The sequence below is a fragment of the Pseudoalteromonas aurantia genome (genome assembly GCF_005886875.1).
Taxonomy (GTDB): Bacteria; Pseudomonadota; Gammaproteobacteria; order Enterobacterales; family Alteromonadaceae; genus Pseudoalteromonas; species Pseudoalteromonas aurantia_A.
In genome coordinates this window covers 41,816-56,431 of record NZ_PNBY01000011.1, presented here as the reverse complement: position 1 = coordinate 56,431, position 14,616 = coordinate 41,816, and the positions used below count along the sequence as shown (strand labels likewise).

At 41.1% G+C, this 14,616-nt stretch carries 13 protein-coding genes; 7 read left to right on the top strand and 6 right to left on the bottom strand.

Features of this window, described 5'->3' with window-relative positions; all coding sequences use genetic code 11:
• On the top strand, positions 1-2,283 hold a 2,283-nt coding region (locus tag CWC18_RS02495; protein ID WP_171041016.1), incomplete at its 5' end, for a serine hydrolase.
• A gap of 146 nt (positions 2,284-2,429) precedes the next feature.
• Here the strand turns inward: CWC18_RS02495 and CWC18_RS02490 are convergent.
• Entirely contained in the window at positions 2,430-3,230 is an 801-nt protein-coding gene (locus CWC18_RS02490; protein ID WP_171041015.1) for a substrate-binding periplasmic protein, read from the bottom strand.
• A 173-nt stretch (positions 3,231-3,403) separates the two neighbouring features.
• Between CWC18_RS02490 and chrA the strand changes: the two genes are divergently transcribed.
• Positions 3,404-4,525, top strand: a complete 1,122-nt coding sequence (gene chrA, locus CWC18_RS02485; protein WP_138592284.1) for a chromate efflux transporter — start codon at positions 3,404-3,406, stop codon at positions 4,523-4,525.
• Here chrA and CWC18_RS02480 read toward each other — a convergent pair.
• The 3 genes from CWC18_RS02480 to speA all read right to left on the bottom strand — a co-directional run bounded on the left by CWC18_RS02480 (position 4,463) and on the right by speA (position 8,691).
• On the bottom strand, positions 4,463-5,710 hold the full coding sequence (locus CWC18_RS02480) for a mechanosensitive ion channel family protein (RefSeq protein WP_138592285.1): 1,248 nt from the start codon (positions 5,708-5,710) through the stop codon (positions 4,463-4,465). The genes chrA and CWC18_RS02480 overlap by 63 nt on opposite strands.
• Positions 5,711-5,813: 103 nt before the next feature.
• Positions 5,814-6,689: an acyltransferase gene (locus CWC18_RS02475; protein ID WP_138592286.1), complete on the bottom strand. Its 876-nt coding sequence runs from the start codon at positions 6,687-6,689 to the stop codon at positions 5,814-5,816.
• A gap of 121 nt (positions 6,690-6,810) precedes the next feature.
• Positions 6,811-8,691, bottom strand: a complete 1,881-nt coding sequence (gene speA / locus CWC18_RS02470; RefSeq protein WP_138674631.1) for a biosynthetic arginine decarboxylase — start codon at positions 8,689-8,691, stop codon at positions 6,811-6,813.
• Between the two features lie 223 nt (positions 8,692-8,914).
• Here speA and CWC18_RS02465 point away from each other — a divergent pair, with 223 nt between their 5' ends.
• On the top strand, positions 8,915-9,175 hold the full coding sequence (locus tag CWC18_RS02465; RefSeq protein ID WP_138592288.1) for a hypothetical protein: 261 nt from the start codon (positions 8,915-8,917) through the stop codon (positions 9,173-9,175).
• 230 nt (positions 9,176-9,405) lie between these two features.
• Complete coding sequence (speE, locus tag CWC18_RS02460; RefSeq protein ID WP_138592289.1) at positions 9,406-10,266, top strand: polyamine aminopropyltransferase; 861 nt, start codon at positions 9,406-9,408, stop codon at positions 10,264-10,266.
• Positions 10,267-10,331: 65 nt separating this feature from the next.
• Here speE and hemE read toward each other — a convergent pair whose 3' ends face one another.
• Entirely contained in the window at positions 10,332-11,396 is a 1,065-nt protein-coding gene (hemE, locus tag CWC18_RS02455) for a uroporphyrinogen decarboxylase (RefSeq protein WP_138674630.1), read from the bottom strand.
• 458 nt (positions 11,397-11,854) lie between these two features.
• Here hemE and rsd point away from each other — a divergent pair, with 458 nt between their 5' ends.
• The gene (gene rsd, locus CWC18_RS02450; protein WP_138592291.1) at positions 11,855-12,325 is read left to right on the top strand and encodes a sigma D regulator; all 471 of its coding nucleotides are present in this window, start codon (positions 11,855-11,857) and stop codon (positions 12,323-12,325) included.
• A gap of 85 nt (positions 12,326-12,410) precedes the next feature.
• Here the strand turns inward: rsd and fkpA are convergent, their stop codons facing one another.
• Positions 12,411-13,163 carry an FKBP-type peptidyl-prolyl cis-trans isomerase gene (gene fkpA / locus CWC18_RS02445; protein WP_138592292.1) on the bottom strand — a complete coding sequence of 251 codons (753 nt, stop codon included), beginning with the start codon at positions 13,161-13,163 and terminating at the stop codon, positions 12,411-12,413.
• Positions 13,164-13,412: 249 nt separating this feature from the next.
• Here fkpA and CWC18_RS02440 point away from each other — a divergent pair, with 249 nt between their 5' ends.
• Entirely contained in the window at positions 13,413-14,399 is a 987-nt protein-coding gene (locus tag CWC18_RS02440) for a WD40 repeat domain-containing protein (protein ID WP_138674634.1), read from the top strand.
• Entirely contained in the window at positions 14,399-14,611 is a 213-nt protein-coding gene (locus tag CWC18_RS02435) for a SlyX family protein (RefSeq protein WP_010363806.1), read from the top strand. Before CWC18_RS02440 ends, CWC18_RS02435 begins: the two co-directional genes overlap by 1 nt.
• Positions 14,612-14,616: the final 5 nt, after the last annotated feature.

The window sequence follows — 14,616 nt, the reverse complement described above, 5'->3', positions numbered from 1 at the left end:
ACAGATCTGAGGTTAAGTAGCAATCCATTTACTAAAACTTCGACCCTGCCTACTTCGTGTAAATCTCCTATAAACACAACGGGCCAAGTTTCAGCAACGCAAACGTTCGATCATTTTTGGCATACTTTTAACGACTATTACGCATTTTTTGAACTCAGAGAAGTTGACTGGCAAGCACAGTATGATCGGTTTAAACCATTAATAACTGATGCGATGGACGATGAGGCACTCTTTACTATCATGTCGACAATGGTTGAACCTTTACAAGATGGTCATGTCTTTCTCAGTGCAGAACAATTTGAGTTTTCAGGCGCAAAACGGTCCCCGTTATTAGATGCAATTCAGGGGCTCGCTCGCGCCTCGCTGCGAACAGGTCAAGAACTTGATGAGTCAGATGTGATCAGCAGCCTTATAGCCAGCCACCAAAGTATTACCAGCAAGTATATTACACCCGCAAGCTTGCGCGCATTACCCGACACGAAAGACACGAAAACGTTTATTTGGGGGAAAACTACCGATAATATCGGCATTTTGACAATTAATAATATGGCTGATTTTGATGCGCTGGAGGATGCTAGTAACGCCGAGCAGTTGCAGACTTTGCAAAGTCAATTAGATATGATCATGCAAGACCTTGCTGAGACAGATGCATTAATTGTAGATATTCGTATTAATACAGGGGGAAGTGACAATCTAGCCTTAGCCATTGCAGGCCGGTTTGCCACGCAAGATATTTTAGCTTTTAACAAACAAGCCATCAATAAGAGCGGCTTAGGTATCCCCGTTCGAGCACTAATAAAGCAACATAGTGCGCCATACAACAAACCGGTTTATTTACTTACCAGCCAAATTACAACCAGTACAGCTGAAATTTTTACCATGGCGATGCGCCAATTTTCTCATGTAACACAAGTTGGTGAGGAAACATCTGGCGAGTTTTCAGATGTCCTTTCTTTTACGTTACCAAACGGATGGAGGATGGGCTTATCGAACGAGGTGTTTCGTAATGCGCAAGGAGAGAATTTTGAGCGAGTTGGCATATCACCCCATATCAATGTGTCTGCATTCAACACCTACGAAATGGATTCAAACCGCTTTGCCAGTTACGATTATATACTCAATCTCTTAGATAAGCAGAGTTATCTTCCACTTGAGCCGCATGAATTTACAGCACAAGTGAATGAGATTATGACTAAGTACCACTTACCAGGGCTATCAGCTGCCATAATACATGAAGGCGCTACGGTATTTTCTGCTGGGTTTGGGGTACAAGATCTTAGTAACACTGCAGTGTCTGCAGATATCCCCTTCTTTTTGGCTTCAGTGAGTAAAGTATTAGTCGGCGCAACTCTTGCTCAAGCTGTAGACAAAAAACATATTTCATTAGATGAAAAAATTGCCCCGTTACTCTCCTTCCCATTGTATGTGCCTAATAAACAAGCCGACGAAATCTCTTTTCGTCATCTTATTACCCATACCAGTAGCATCATAGATAACCCGTCGATTTTTAACTGTACTTACTATGTGCTAGACAGCCAAGTGAGTTTATATAATTTGATGACAGAAGAAGAGCTTTGTCCATCACAAGTCGATGCCAATTTACCTAAATTTTTCCGTCAATACCTAAGCGACAAGGGAACTTTTAATACCCCACAAAATTATAGCCAGCAATACGGCTATTCTGTCGGTGAAGTACACATATACTCTAATATTGCGACTGATTTAGCTGCTTATGCACTCGCGAAAAAATTAGATACCCCGTTTACCGAACTGTCAAAGCGTTATGTCTTCACTCCGTTAAATATGCACAATACCTATTGGGGCCTAGATACACCCAGTTCAGATGTTGCCAAACGTCTCTATCTAGATCCAATCACGATGCAACCTGCCGTATACCCTGATTACCGAAGTATTACCTATGCCGATGGCTCAGTGATCTCCACCGCCAATGATCTGACATACTTTCTCAAGGCGGCAATGAATAAAGGTAAAGTAGATGGCAAACAGGTCTTTTCGCGCAATATGGTCAACTTAATGCTGTCATCACAAACTGGGATCCCAACACGCAGTCGAGACATAGGGTACTTTTGGCAGCTAGATGGCGACATCATTCATCACAATGGGGCAGACCCTGGTGTACTCACTTATTTAATCGGCGATACTCGCACACAAAATGGCATCATCTTGCTCAGTAATGGCGATATCAACGAAGATATGCATGGAGCAGCTCTGGATGAAATAAAAACGCTAGCATTGCGCTTGGCTTACACTTACCGACCATAAACGTAGTCGCGAGGTGCGATACACCTCGCCCTACTTTTTCTAACAACTTACTCTCTTATCAAAATAGGAACATGTATGTGATTGCGATGTACTCTATTTACTGTGTTTTAACCAAATCATACAAGCCCCAACTGAATAACGGTTTACTAAGGTGATTGAGGCAACAATGCTTTTGGAATTTTGGGCAAGTGGTAAGGCGCGATGACTCTGTCTAAAGCGCCAACTTTAGCCATATCTATCATGCCTTGATTTAACTGCATAGCAAGCGCGCTTTTGGCAAACGCTTTACTAAACGCCATATGACCATAAATAGTATTCGTATAACGATAAGCGACTTTTTTTAATTTCGACGCTGGTTGCTCTAATGCACTCATCGCAACTTCGGCAGTCTCTTCAATAGCAATGACTAAGTCAACCCTGCCCTTTAATAGCAAATCAACAGCCACGCGCTCAGAAGGAACTGCAACTTTATTTAAACTGCGGTCTTCGTTGAATTGCGTAAAATACACCCCCCCGCGCATCACAGCTATGCGTTTATTTTTAAGATCAGCATACGTATTAACTTCAATGTCACTGCTTTGTTTGGCATAAAAAACGAAAGAAGACGGCAACGCCATGTAAGGAGGTGAAACAAACTGCATCATTCTTTCACGTTCGGGCGTACGAATAAGGCCACCTAAAACATCAACTTCACCTTGGATCAACATACGCATACAGCGTGAGAAAGGACAAGGCACAGGCTCTATTTTGTACCCTTTTTTTGTATACGGCTGCAACTGCGTTAAAATATCAATAATAAGACCAGATACATCCCCCTCATCAGTGATAACACTGTATGGCGGTGCATGGTCAATAGCCACATATACTTTATCATGATCAGCATAGGCGGTATTTACCAGTAGCAATACCATTAGCCATAAACTGACAATAGAGCATTTCAAATGCATCTTACCTCTGCTGTTTGGTAGCAACCCATTACGTTTATTTAAGTGTAGTGCCCAAGCATTGTCTATTCAATGACCCTCTGTTTTGTACCGCGAAAATGTGCCTTATCGCACAGTCACAAAAATGTCATAATAATATGTAACGCTGGCGCGCTAACCATAACATAAGGTGACCCATGGTATTGAGTATTTTCTATCAGTTTTTTTTGTTAGGTTGCACCAGTTTTGGTGGTCCAGCTGCACATCTTGGCTTTTTCAAAAAGCACTTTGTTGATAATTTAAACTGGCTTTCAAACGAACGATACAGTTCTATGATCAGTTTGTCACAAATACTGCCTGGGCCTGGCTCGAGCCAAGTCGGCTTTGCTATTGGAGTTGAAAAAGCGGGTTTATTAGGCGGCATGGCGGCATTTATTGGCTTTACGTTTCCCTCATTCTTAATCATGTTCGTATTGGCATTGACTGCGTCCGAATTACAAGGCACTTTGAGTGCCGTGATCCATGGCTTAAAACTATTTGCGGTGGTCGTTGTCGCTGATGCCATTTTAACGATGGCTAAAAGCTTTTGTAAAACAACAGCACTGAAAGTTGTGACTTTCGCAAGCACCTTATTTATACTGACCTCACCCAGTATATTTAGTCAGATTTGGTTGCTTGTAATAGCCGCTTTCGCAGGCTCTATTTATCATTTCTCACATGTACCCAGCACATCAAAAAATACCACGGCACAATGGAAATGGCCAACTTTGGTCATATTTATCGTATTGTTTGCTTTATCTCTACTGAGTTTGCCCAGTACTATTTTTGCCCAATTTTATCAAGCTGGGGCATTGGTATTTGGCGGGGGCCATGTGGTACTACCGCTATTGCAGAACAGTGTTGAACATGTTTCTCAAGAGAACTTTCTCACAGCCTATGCTGCTGCACAGGCTGTGCCAGGTCCTATGTTTACTATTGCCACTTATCTAGGGGCTATTGCTCACCCTGATAATGTCATCTTAGGCGCTATTATTGCGACGCTGGCGGTCTTTCTACCCGGGTTATTACTCATGTATACATGTCAAAATAGTTGGTACGCATTAAGTAATTTACCTAAATTTGCCAGTATTACGGCCGCCATCAATGCGGCAGTTGTTGGGTTACTTGCCGCTGCATTTTATCAACCTATTTGGTTATCTGCGGTCTCAGAGCTTTGGCATATTGCCATCGTACTCATCGGTTTTACTTGCATGAAACTATTTAAGCCGCCCATCTGGACTATGCTCATTGCCTTTGCGGCTTTGGGCTTCATCTTGTAGGGTATTGATTTGCAGTTGCCCCGATACACTTTGGTACGGGCGCAACTCAAATTCCGACATCACCGCCAACATATGATCCATTATGTCGGCTTGTAAATGCTCATAAAAAACCCACTGTTTATTTACGCTAAAACAATAAAACTCAATCGGTAAACCATGATGTTGTGGGGCGAGCTCTCTCACCATTAAAACGCAATCTTGACTAATGTCTTTATGCTTGCGCAAATACGCCTCACCGTAACGACGATACAACCCTATATTGGTCAAAGGTTCGGGTAACTCCCCCATATTCGCAATTTCAGGGAAGGTGCTTTGTAATTGTGCGACTTGGATCTCAGTCAAGGTTATAATGCTATGCATATCAAGTAACAAGGCCCGTTTAATACGCCTTCCTGCAGACTCTTGCATTGCTCGCCAATTCTTAAATGAATCGGTGATCAGCATATAAGTTGGGATCGTTGTAACCGTATTGTCCCAATTACGAACTCGCACCGTATTTAGCCCTAAATCTATAACCTCACCATCAGCGCCAAACGCATCAACTTGGATCCAATCACCAATGGTAACAAGTCGATTGGCCGCAATTTGTATTGAAGCAACTAATCCTAAGATCGTGTCTTTAAACACTAACAAGGTCACTGCCGCTATGGCACCAAAACCCGACAAAATATAGGTAGGTGATTTATCAAGGAGCAAACTAATAATTAAGATACTGCAAATAATAAAAGTCATGAGCTTTGTAACTTGCACAATTCCTTGTATTGGCACATCTTTGGCAAATCTTAACTGGCTATAAATACCATGGGCCAAATTCACTAAACTGCTCACCACAAAGCCAGACACTACAATCAGAACGATTTGACCCACTGACCTTAAGCTGATCAAGACCCACTCAGGTGCGACCAACACTCTGGGATAAAATGCAAGAAAAGCAACGCAGCTGAGCATCGCGGCTAACCGGCCTGTCAACTTATTAAGGTGCTCACTAAGCATGCCTAATCGTGATGGGGAAAACTTCGTTAACGTATTTTGAATTGTTGGAAAAACCAACCTACGTGTGAACAAATACACAAGTACAACGGCCATAAATCCAATACTGTTCGCTGATATAGCACTTAACAGTGTCTCTTTTGGTAGCCCGTCAAACCAAGGCGCTAATAAATCTGTTATGTGAGCGATACCCATAATTGTCTTACTCCTTATTCACGACTTTGTATTATTCACCACGTCCATGTTGAAAACTCAACTGACACATCAACCCCAATACCCTGATTATAGTGTCAGTGCACTATTTCTGCTTGTGGAGTGCTCGCAGCTGATCATCTTTGTCATTCCATAAGCGGTTCAGCTCTGACTGGAAGCGCACTCTAAACTCATTATCATTACTATAATCACCAATAAGTTCTTCACTCACTGGCATCACCTCAATATGTACATCTACTTGGTTCACTTTACCACTAACAAAATCAACAAAATTCGGGATCCCTTCAGGGTAATGAATGGTTACGTTGACGACTTTGTTGATTTGCTCCCCCATCGCTTGCATAACAAAAGCAATACCACCCGCTTTGGGCTTTAACAAATTATCAAACGGGCTTTTTTGTCGTTGGTGCTTATCAGGTGTAAATCGGGTGCCCTCAACAAAATTTACAATACTCACTGGCATGGTTTTAAATTTTTCACAGGCCTTACGTGTCGTTTCTATGTCTTTACCTTTCAATTTGGGTTTTTTACGCAACTGACTTTTACTGGTCCGTGTCATGAAAGGAAAATCTAATGCCCACCAAGCCAAACCCAATACAGGTACATACAATAACTCTTTCTTCAAAAAGAAGTTTAAAAACGGGATTTTCCTATGTAATACACGCTGCATAATTACAATATCAACCCAGCTTTGATGATTTGCGATCACCAGATACCAATCTTTTTGCTTAACATCTTCTAGCCCTGTCACAGTTAACTTAAACGGGGAGATTAAATTTTGATTTAAGTTATTGCCTGCTACCCATAAGCTGGCACACTCTTTCGCCACTATACTGCATGCCTTTTGCCATGCTGGAATAGGAATTAACTTTAATAGCCCAAGGAGAAAAATGGGAATAAACCAAACGAGAGTATTCAGTACATACAAGAGTAAACTGAAAATGCGACGTAACAACGACATTCAATGTTTCCTTTACAACCTAATTCAAAAGGCACACACCTTGCTATACATATGCGCCTAATTCATGGCAGAGAATAATACCTTGTTTTTGTATTATGAAAAACCACAGAACCTAAAAACCTCAGTCCTCAAAGTAAGTATACCCTGCAAGTCCTGCATTTAATTCAGCCAAATATTGTTCTTTTATTTGCTGAGTAGTATCTAATTGGCTCACTTGCTCAGAGAAATTCTCCGAGAGTTTTTCATGGTCATAGTGCACCACTTTGAGCACATCAGCGACACTGTCTCCTTTTATTGCATTCGTTAACGTATAACCTTGCTCCGTCACCTCGACATGCACCGAGTCTGTATCACCAAATAGGTTATGCAAATCCCCTAAAATCTCTTGGTATGCGCCTACCATAAACATGGCTAAATGGTACTGTTGACCAAATTTGTACGGCGGTATCGGTAAACTTGATTCAATACCTGAGCCTTCAACATATTCCCGAATTTGTCCATCTGAATCACACGTAATATCTTGGATAATGGCACGTTGTGTTAGCGGCTGATCTAACGACTCAATAGGCATCACAGGAAATAGCTGCTGGATCCCCCACACATCAGGTAAAGATTGAAATAACGAAAAGTTCACAAACAATTTATCGGCCAGTTTCTCATTTAAATCATCTAACACTTCTCTGTGTGAACGCGCATTATCGTTTAACGTTTCACGGACTTGGTGCAAAATCGTAAAGTACATCAACTCAATTTGTGCCCATTGCGTCATACTCACTAGCCCATGCACATACTGCCCATGAGCCTCACTGAATAAATGCATGGCATCATGATAGGCCTCAAGCGCTAAACGCGGTGTAATACCATGCAATACTTGCCATAACTGATGTAAAATAACATGGTCTGTTTTGCTTGGCGCAGTACCACATGTTTGTTTGGGCGCTTGTTCAATATCAATAACATCTGTCACTAACACCGCATGGTGCGCTGTTAATGCACGGCCCGATTCAGTAATAATCGCAGGGTGTGTCAAGCCATGTTGTTCACAAACATCTGCAAATGCACTCACAACATTGCGAGCATACTCCTCAACGGTATAATTCATTGAGCAAGCACTACGAGAACCTGACCCCTCATAATCAACACCGAGCCCGCCGCCTACATCGACGGTCTTGAGCGGGACACCTAAGCGTGTCAATTCAGCAAAGTGGCGGGCGCACTCTATTAGTGCACGTTGAATATCTCGGATATTGGCAATTTGCGATCCAATATGAAAGTGTACTAAATTCATCAGATGCAATTTTTTATGCTGCTGTAATGTTTCAACAGCTTCTAAAACCTGACCCGCCGTTAAGCCGAACTTACCTTTTTCGCCACCAGTATTTTGCCACTTTCCTTTGCCGACTGAGTTTAAGCGAATGCGAATGCCAATCGACGGTTCAATACCCAAATCATCACTTTCTTTGATTAACGAATCCAGCTCTGAGAGCTTTTCGACAACGATATTGACTTTATGACCCATCGCCTGTGCAATACAGGCTAACCTTAGAAACTCGCTGTCTTTGTATCCATTACATACAATGGTAATAGGACTCGTCGCGATACCTAAAATAGCCATTAGCTCAGGTTTAGAACCCGCTTCAAGCCCAACTAAGCCACTCGGGTGTGCCAATAACTTACTCACAACTGAACGCTGTTGATTCACTTTAATTGGATATACACAGGTATATTCACCTTGATATGCCTTTTGCTCACAGGCGAGTGAGAAAGCATCTGTCATGGTATCAACTCGATGCTGCAGAATATCAGTAAATCGCACTAACACAGGTAAAGTTAACCCTTGAGCTTTGAACTGCTCGACTAAGTCAGTAAATAAGATTGCCGGCGCGTCTTTTTTACCATCAGGGAAAGCGATCAACTCACCTTGTTCATTGATATCAAAATACCCATCGCTCCAATGCGCAATATTATAGATATCTCGTGCTGTTTCTAAGCCCCACTTCATGGCAACCTCAAATGACCGTAATCTAGACGCATATTTTAATACGCTAAATAATTATTAGCACTAAATTTCATATCAGTCCCTTAAGCAGGTAAATCATATCTATCCACTCTGAAAATACCCATAACTTATTTACATTAACGTATTAATCGGCATAGACTAACAAAGCTGCATAAAAAAAATACATGTGAAAGCTAAATGTAAATTTAAGATAAGGAAGATATTTATGTTCATTAAATCACTATCAGCTGTAGCGCTAATTGCTCTACTATCAGGCTGTAACTCTACCTCTGACGATACTGATACAACGACAAAAGTCGCCAGCACAAAGAAAACCAACCTTGTTTGTGACAACCGCCCTCGTACAGGCAGTAATGTACGCCGCAAAAAATGTATCACGAAAGAACTCGCAGACGAGCTAAGACGTGAAAGCCAAGAAGCTATGAGGCGAACTGAAAGAATCGGGCAAATTGGTGAGAAAGGTTAGCTTTATCACTTAACTCAATATTAAAAACAAGTGCACATTGTTAATAATTGCACTTGCTTTCTAGACTAAGAATTGCAATTTATCTCTTATAATGCGTTATACTTCTTACCTCCACCTTTTATAAACCTGCTGAAATAGCATTAGCCTGTATAAACGTAAATTTAGATTGAGCTAATCCATTAGCACTGGCAAAATTACATGATATAAAATTAGTAAGTGTGAATATAAAGATGGCAAATTTAGAAGCTAACCGTTGGTTCACCGAAGTTAGTGACCGTGACGGTAGTGCATTTTCATTACGCATAAACAAAAAGCTTGATGAAATTCAGTCCCCATTTCAAAAAGTCGAGATGTACGAAACGACTGATTTTGGTAAGTTAATGATAATTGATGGTTGTACTATGGTCAGTAGCCTAGAGAACTTCTTTTATCATGAAATGATGAGTCACCCAGCTTTATTCTCACACCCATCACCAAAAAATGTGGTGATTATTGGTGGTGGTGACTGCGGCACGTTGCGTGAAGTATTAAAACACCCTGACGTTGAGTCTGTGACTCAGATAGACATCGACGAAGTTGTCACGAACATGTCTCTCAAATACTTTCCTGAGCTATGTGAGTCTAATAACGACCCACGCGCTACCGTGATGTTTGACGATGGCATTAAATTTATGCGCGAGGCTCCCGCTGACTCGATTGATGTCATTATTGTAGATGGGACCGACCCTGTCGGCCCAGGTGAAGGCCTGTTTAACCATGCGTTTTATACCAGTTGCCTCAATGCACTGCGCACAGGTGGGATCATGATCCAGCAAAGTGAGTCACCACTCATGCATATGCCATTATTAATAGAAATGCGTAATGCAATGCGTGACGTTGGATTTGCCGACTTACAAACATTGCCTTTCCCACAACCGATTTATCCGAGTGGTCTATGGTCGTCAACCATGGCAAGAAAAGGAGAGACTTTCTCAGGATTTAGAGAACAAGATGCTGACAATGCCAGATTTCATACTGACTATTACAACGTCGGTATTCATAAAGGCGCTTTAGCAACTCCTAACTTTATGAAACGTGCTTTTGAAAAATAGATAAAATGGTATCTACAAAAAACCCAAACTGATGTTTGGGTTTTTTATTAATTTAACACAATGCGTTACTTATGATATTGCGCACTGAACTCATGTACTGCATTAATAAATACGCCTGCATTTTCAGGGTCAACTTCAGGTGTAATACCATGTCCTAAATTAAAAACATGACCATTCCCCTCACCAAACCCAGCTAAAATATGCTGAACTTCTGCGCGTATACGCTCTGGCGTGCCATGTAACATTGAAGGGTCCATGTTACCTTGCAGTGCAACTTTATCACCCACACGACGTTTTGCATCACCAATATCAATAGTCCAGTCAAGCCCAACAGCGTCACACCCTGTCGCTGCAATTGCTTCAATCCACTGACCACCATTTTTAGTGAATAATGTTACTGGCACTTTACGGCCATCACTCTCTCGAATAAGACCGTCTACTATTTTATGCATATATTGCAAAGAAAACTCTTTGTAATCTCGTGGACTTAACACGCCACCCCAAGAGTCAAATATCATCAATGATTGTGCACCAGCTTTAACTTGGGCATTTAAATAATCAATCACCGAGTCCGCTAGCTTGTCCAACAGTAAATGTAGCGTTTTTGGCTCAGCAAATGCCATTTTCTTGATTTTACCAAAGGTCTTGCTGCTCCCACCTTCAACCATATAAGTTGCTAATGTCCAAGGTGAACCAGAAAAACCAATTAAAGGTACTTCACCTTGTAATTCACGACGAATAGTACTTACCGCATTCATAACGTAACCCAACTCATCGGTTGGATCTAATTTAGGGATCTTCTGAATATCAGCAAGCGAACTGATTGGACGTTCAAATTTAGGGCCCTCGCCTGTTTCAAAGTATAAGCCTAAACCCATCGCATCGGGAATCGTCAAAATGTCGCTGAATAAAATAGCCGCATCCAGTGGATAACGACGTAACGGTTGCAATGTTACTTCACACGCTAACTCAGCATTTTTACACAGGCTCATAAAGTCACCTGCTTGAGCACGAGTAGCACGATATTCTGGTAAATATCGGCCTGCTTGACGCATCATCCATACAGGAGTGACATCAACAGGTTGTTTCATCAACGCACGTAAATAACGATCATTTTTCAATTCGCTCATAGCGACTCTCTCAATTCCAATGCTTTAAAAATTGTGCAGATTGTATCACTATACAAGCAAACGCTCTATCAAAAGCCCACATCAAAATGACGGAATATGATCTAGATTCCCCCCCCCCAACACTGCAAAACACAAACAAACTAACCCCAAAGCAAAAGTCGCACATAAAAACACAAAAACGCTACAAAATATAAACATTAGCATTAAATGATTTAATTACCCAAATCACAACAAACAATTTTATGATAAAAATAGCAATTATTATCAATGAGCTATTTAGAATATTAACTGTTAATTTGAATACTTTTTATTGCCTCTCAACATTAAATTACCCAAAACAACAACAGCATATAAAACAAAGGCTTATATTATTAATTAATAAATAAAAGAAAAATAGGTTGACCTTTGAGGCAGATTTCATTTTCATAGAGGAAAACAACCCGCTAAAGGAGTCCACTATGCTTTCTAGATTAGAACAAGCCCAACAAAAGTGGGGAGGTAGCCATAGTGTTATTGATGCATGGTTGGCTGAACGTCAGGAACTGTTATTGCTATATTGTAAAATTGCTGGCTTTTCACCTTATGAAAAGAATGAGCAAGCACTGCCAGATCAGATGCAGATCCAATCATTTTGCCAAATATTAATGGACTATCTATCTGCTGGCCATTTTGAAATTTATGACAACATTGTTGAAGCCTGCAAAGAAAAAGGCCCTCAAAGCGCGCAGCTTGCCCAAGCCTTATATCCTAAAATTGCCTCAACGACTGACATTGCTTTAGATTTTAATGACAAGTACGCAGAGGCCAATCAAGACAGTGCTCTGGTTGAGTTTGATAATGACTTATCTCAGTTAGGTGAAACTTTAGAGCTGCGTTTTGAGCTCGAAGATGAGTTGATTGACAACCTTTATGCAAACTATAGTCGTTAACTCGTTCTACATTGCGGGATGTTGAAATACATCTAATAAAAAAGGGCCTGATGGCCCTTTTTTATTATGAATCATTGCTTGGCAATTATTCTGCAGCCGCTTCTGCTTTTTCATCTTGAATTTCAAGTAATTCTACTTCAAAAATCAACGTTGAATTAGCAGGGATCTTACCAAGGTCACGTTCACCATAGCCTAAGTTTGAAGGAATAGTGAACTTGAATTTAGACCCTACTGGCATTAACTGTAAACCTTCAGTCCAACCAGAGATAACACGGTTCAATGGGAACGTAGTAGGCTCGTTACGAGAATAAGAGCTATCAAACTCAGTGCCATCAATCAAAGTACCTTTGTAATGCACTTTAACCACATCAGTAACTAATGGTTTTTTACCGTCGGCAGTACTTAGCACTTCATACTGTAGGCCAGATTCAGTAACCGTAACACCTTCTTTTTGCGCGTTGTCAGCTAAGAATTTTTCACCTTCGGCTTTGTTCTTTTCAGCATCAGCTTTTGTTTTTTCAGCTTGCAACTCACGTACTGATGTATCAAGTGCAGTTAATACTTCACGAATTTTTTCTTCGTCAAGTTTCGCTTCACCCGCTAACGCATCTTGGAAGCCACGCATTAATAACGCTTGATCAAGTTCGACACCAAAGCCTTTTTTATCCGCTAAATCTTTTTGTAAGAAATTACCTACTGAAGCGCCAATACCATAAGCTTGTTGTTGTAGTTCTGTTTCAAGCTTCACTTCTACCGGCTTCTCTTCAGCCTTTTGATTACATGCAGTCAATGCTAAAATTGACGCAGCAACTAAAGACAATTTAATCGTCTGTTTCATTCTATTTTGTCTCTCTTAATCTGACTTACCTTACAGTAGTCTGTTAATATTATATTAATGGTTAAATCTATTGTAGCCACATTATCATTCATCGCAGTCGATGCCAAACGCAAACGCTAAACAGCGTATAGTAAACGCGACTTTAGCGGGTTGATACGCTAGTATCAAAGAATGCATCACTTTAAAATGGGCAGATAGCACATATTCTACCCTTTGAGTAACATGACGTTAAGGGAAAATACCGATATTATGCCCAATGTTTTTCATGCCACTGCTTTACTGTCACTTATGACTTTACTCGGCTGCTCTGATGCACCAAATCAATCTGATTTGACCATTGAGCATGCTGCACGAGGCGCTTTTGCAGCCGCTTTATCTCATGACGGTCGTTATAGCCTAGTTTCGTCTGTAGAACATGGTGTTAGTCTATGGGATAATCAAGAGCATGGTTTAAAATATCAGTGGCACCAATCCCAAACACACAACAACTTAGTCCATTCGCTCGCTATTGCCTATGACAATAGCTTTGCTGTTACTGCTGAAAACAACACCTTTGCTATTTGGAATATACAGAATGGCCAAAACCAAGGGTTCTTTAAAATAAAACAAGGGACCATTCGTGATATTGCAATTAGCAATCAAGGCCGGCACGTCTTATATGGTCGCAGTGACAACGTAGTTGTTCACTTAGACTTAGTCAGTGGTAGACGTATAGAGTTCCTTGGTCATCAAGAAAAAATTAATAGTATTGCGTTATCCCCCAATGGCCACTTTGCACTCACCGGTGCCAATGATTACAGTGCCTACTTTTGGGATACACGAACAGGCCAAGTCATTCACCGCTTCAATCACCCCAGTAGAGTAACTAAAGTCGCGCTGGATGCCAGTGGGCAATACGCTTTCACAGCCGACAGTTTAAAAAAAGCCAGTATTTGGCAATTGACTTCAGGTGATCTTGTTTCACAATTGCAGTATATTGCGCGACAGAAAATATTCAGTGCAGTGCGCTTTAGCGAAAAAAGCACTTTGCTGTTAACCGGCTCTCCCAGTCGCCAGCTTGACTTATGGCAAGTAAGTAACGGTAAAAAGCTAGATTCTTGGCTGGTTGAACCCAGAGCTGGCAGCAGACCAAAATCGGCTGTCGTATTTGACGTCGCATTTTTAGAGCAAGAAAACGCACTGCTCACCGAAAGCTCCAGCGGATTACTAGAGCGATTTAAGCAAGCGAGCCATTAATGACCGATTTAGAAAACAGAGTGATGGAACTTGAGGCTAAAGTATCTTTTCAAGACGATACGATAGAAACCTTAAATGATGAACTGCGCACGCATCAAAGACACTTGGCAAAAATGCAGCGCCAAATTGAATTGATTGGCGAGAAAATGAAAGAAAGTCAAGATTCAGGGCTTATACCTCAGCATCAAGAGCCACCGCCCCCCCATTATTGATACGT

Bases quoted from the DNA above. Each gene is read 5' to 3' on its own strand.
- CWC18_RS02490 (WP_171041015.1), bottom strand. From the start codon at position 3,230: ATGCATTTGAAATGCTCTATTGTCAGTTTATGGCTAATGGTATTGCTA.
- chrA (WP_138592284.1), top strand. From the start codon at position 3,404: ATGGTATTGAGTATTTTCTATCAGTTTTTTTTGTTAGGTTGCACCAGT.
- CWC18_RS02480 (WP_138592285.1), bottom strand. From the start codon at position 5,710: ATGGGTATCGCTCACATAACAGATTTATTAGCGCCTTGGTTTGACGGG.
- CWC18_RS02475 (WP_138592286.1), bottom strand. From the start codon at position 6,689: ATGTCGTTGTTACGTCGCATTTTCAGTTTACTCTTGTATGTACTGAAT.
- speA (WP_138674631.1), bottom strand. From the start codon at position 8,691: ATGAAGTGGGGCTTAGAAACAGCACGAGATATCTATAATATTGCGCAT.
- CWC18_RS02465 (WP_138592288.1), top strand. From the start codon at position 8,915: ATGTTCATTAAATCACTATCAGCTGTAGCGCTAATTGCTCTACTATCA.
- speE (WP_138592289.1), top strand. From the start codon at position 9,406: ATGGCAAATTTAGAAGCTAACCGTTGGTTCACCGAAGTTAGTGACCGT.
- hemE (WP_138674630.1), bottom strand. From the start codon at position 11,396: ATGAGCGAATTGAAAAATGATCGTTATTTACGTGCGTTGATGAAACAA.
- rsd (WP_138592291.1), top strand. From the start codon at position 11,855: ATGCTTTCTAGATTAGAACAAGCCCAACAAAAGTGGGGAGGTAGCCAT.
- fkpA (WP_138592292.1), bottom strand. From the start codon at position 13,163: ATGAAACAGACGATTAAATTGTCTTTAGTTGCTGCGTCAATTTTAGCA.
- CWC18_RS02440 (WP_138674634.1), top strand. From the start codon at position 13,413: ATGCCCAATGTTTTTCATGCCACTGCTTTACTGTCACTTATGACTTTA.
- CWC18_RS02435 (WP_010363806.1), top strand. From the start codon at position 14,399: ATGACCGATTTAGAAAACAGAGTGATGGAACTTGAGGCTAAAGTATCT.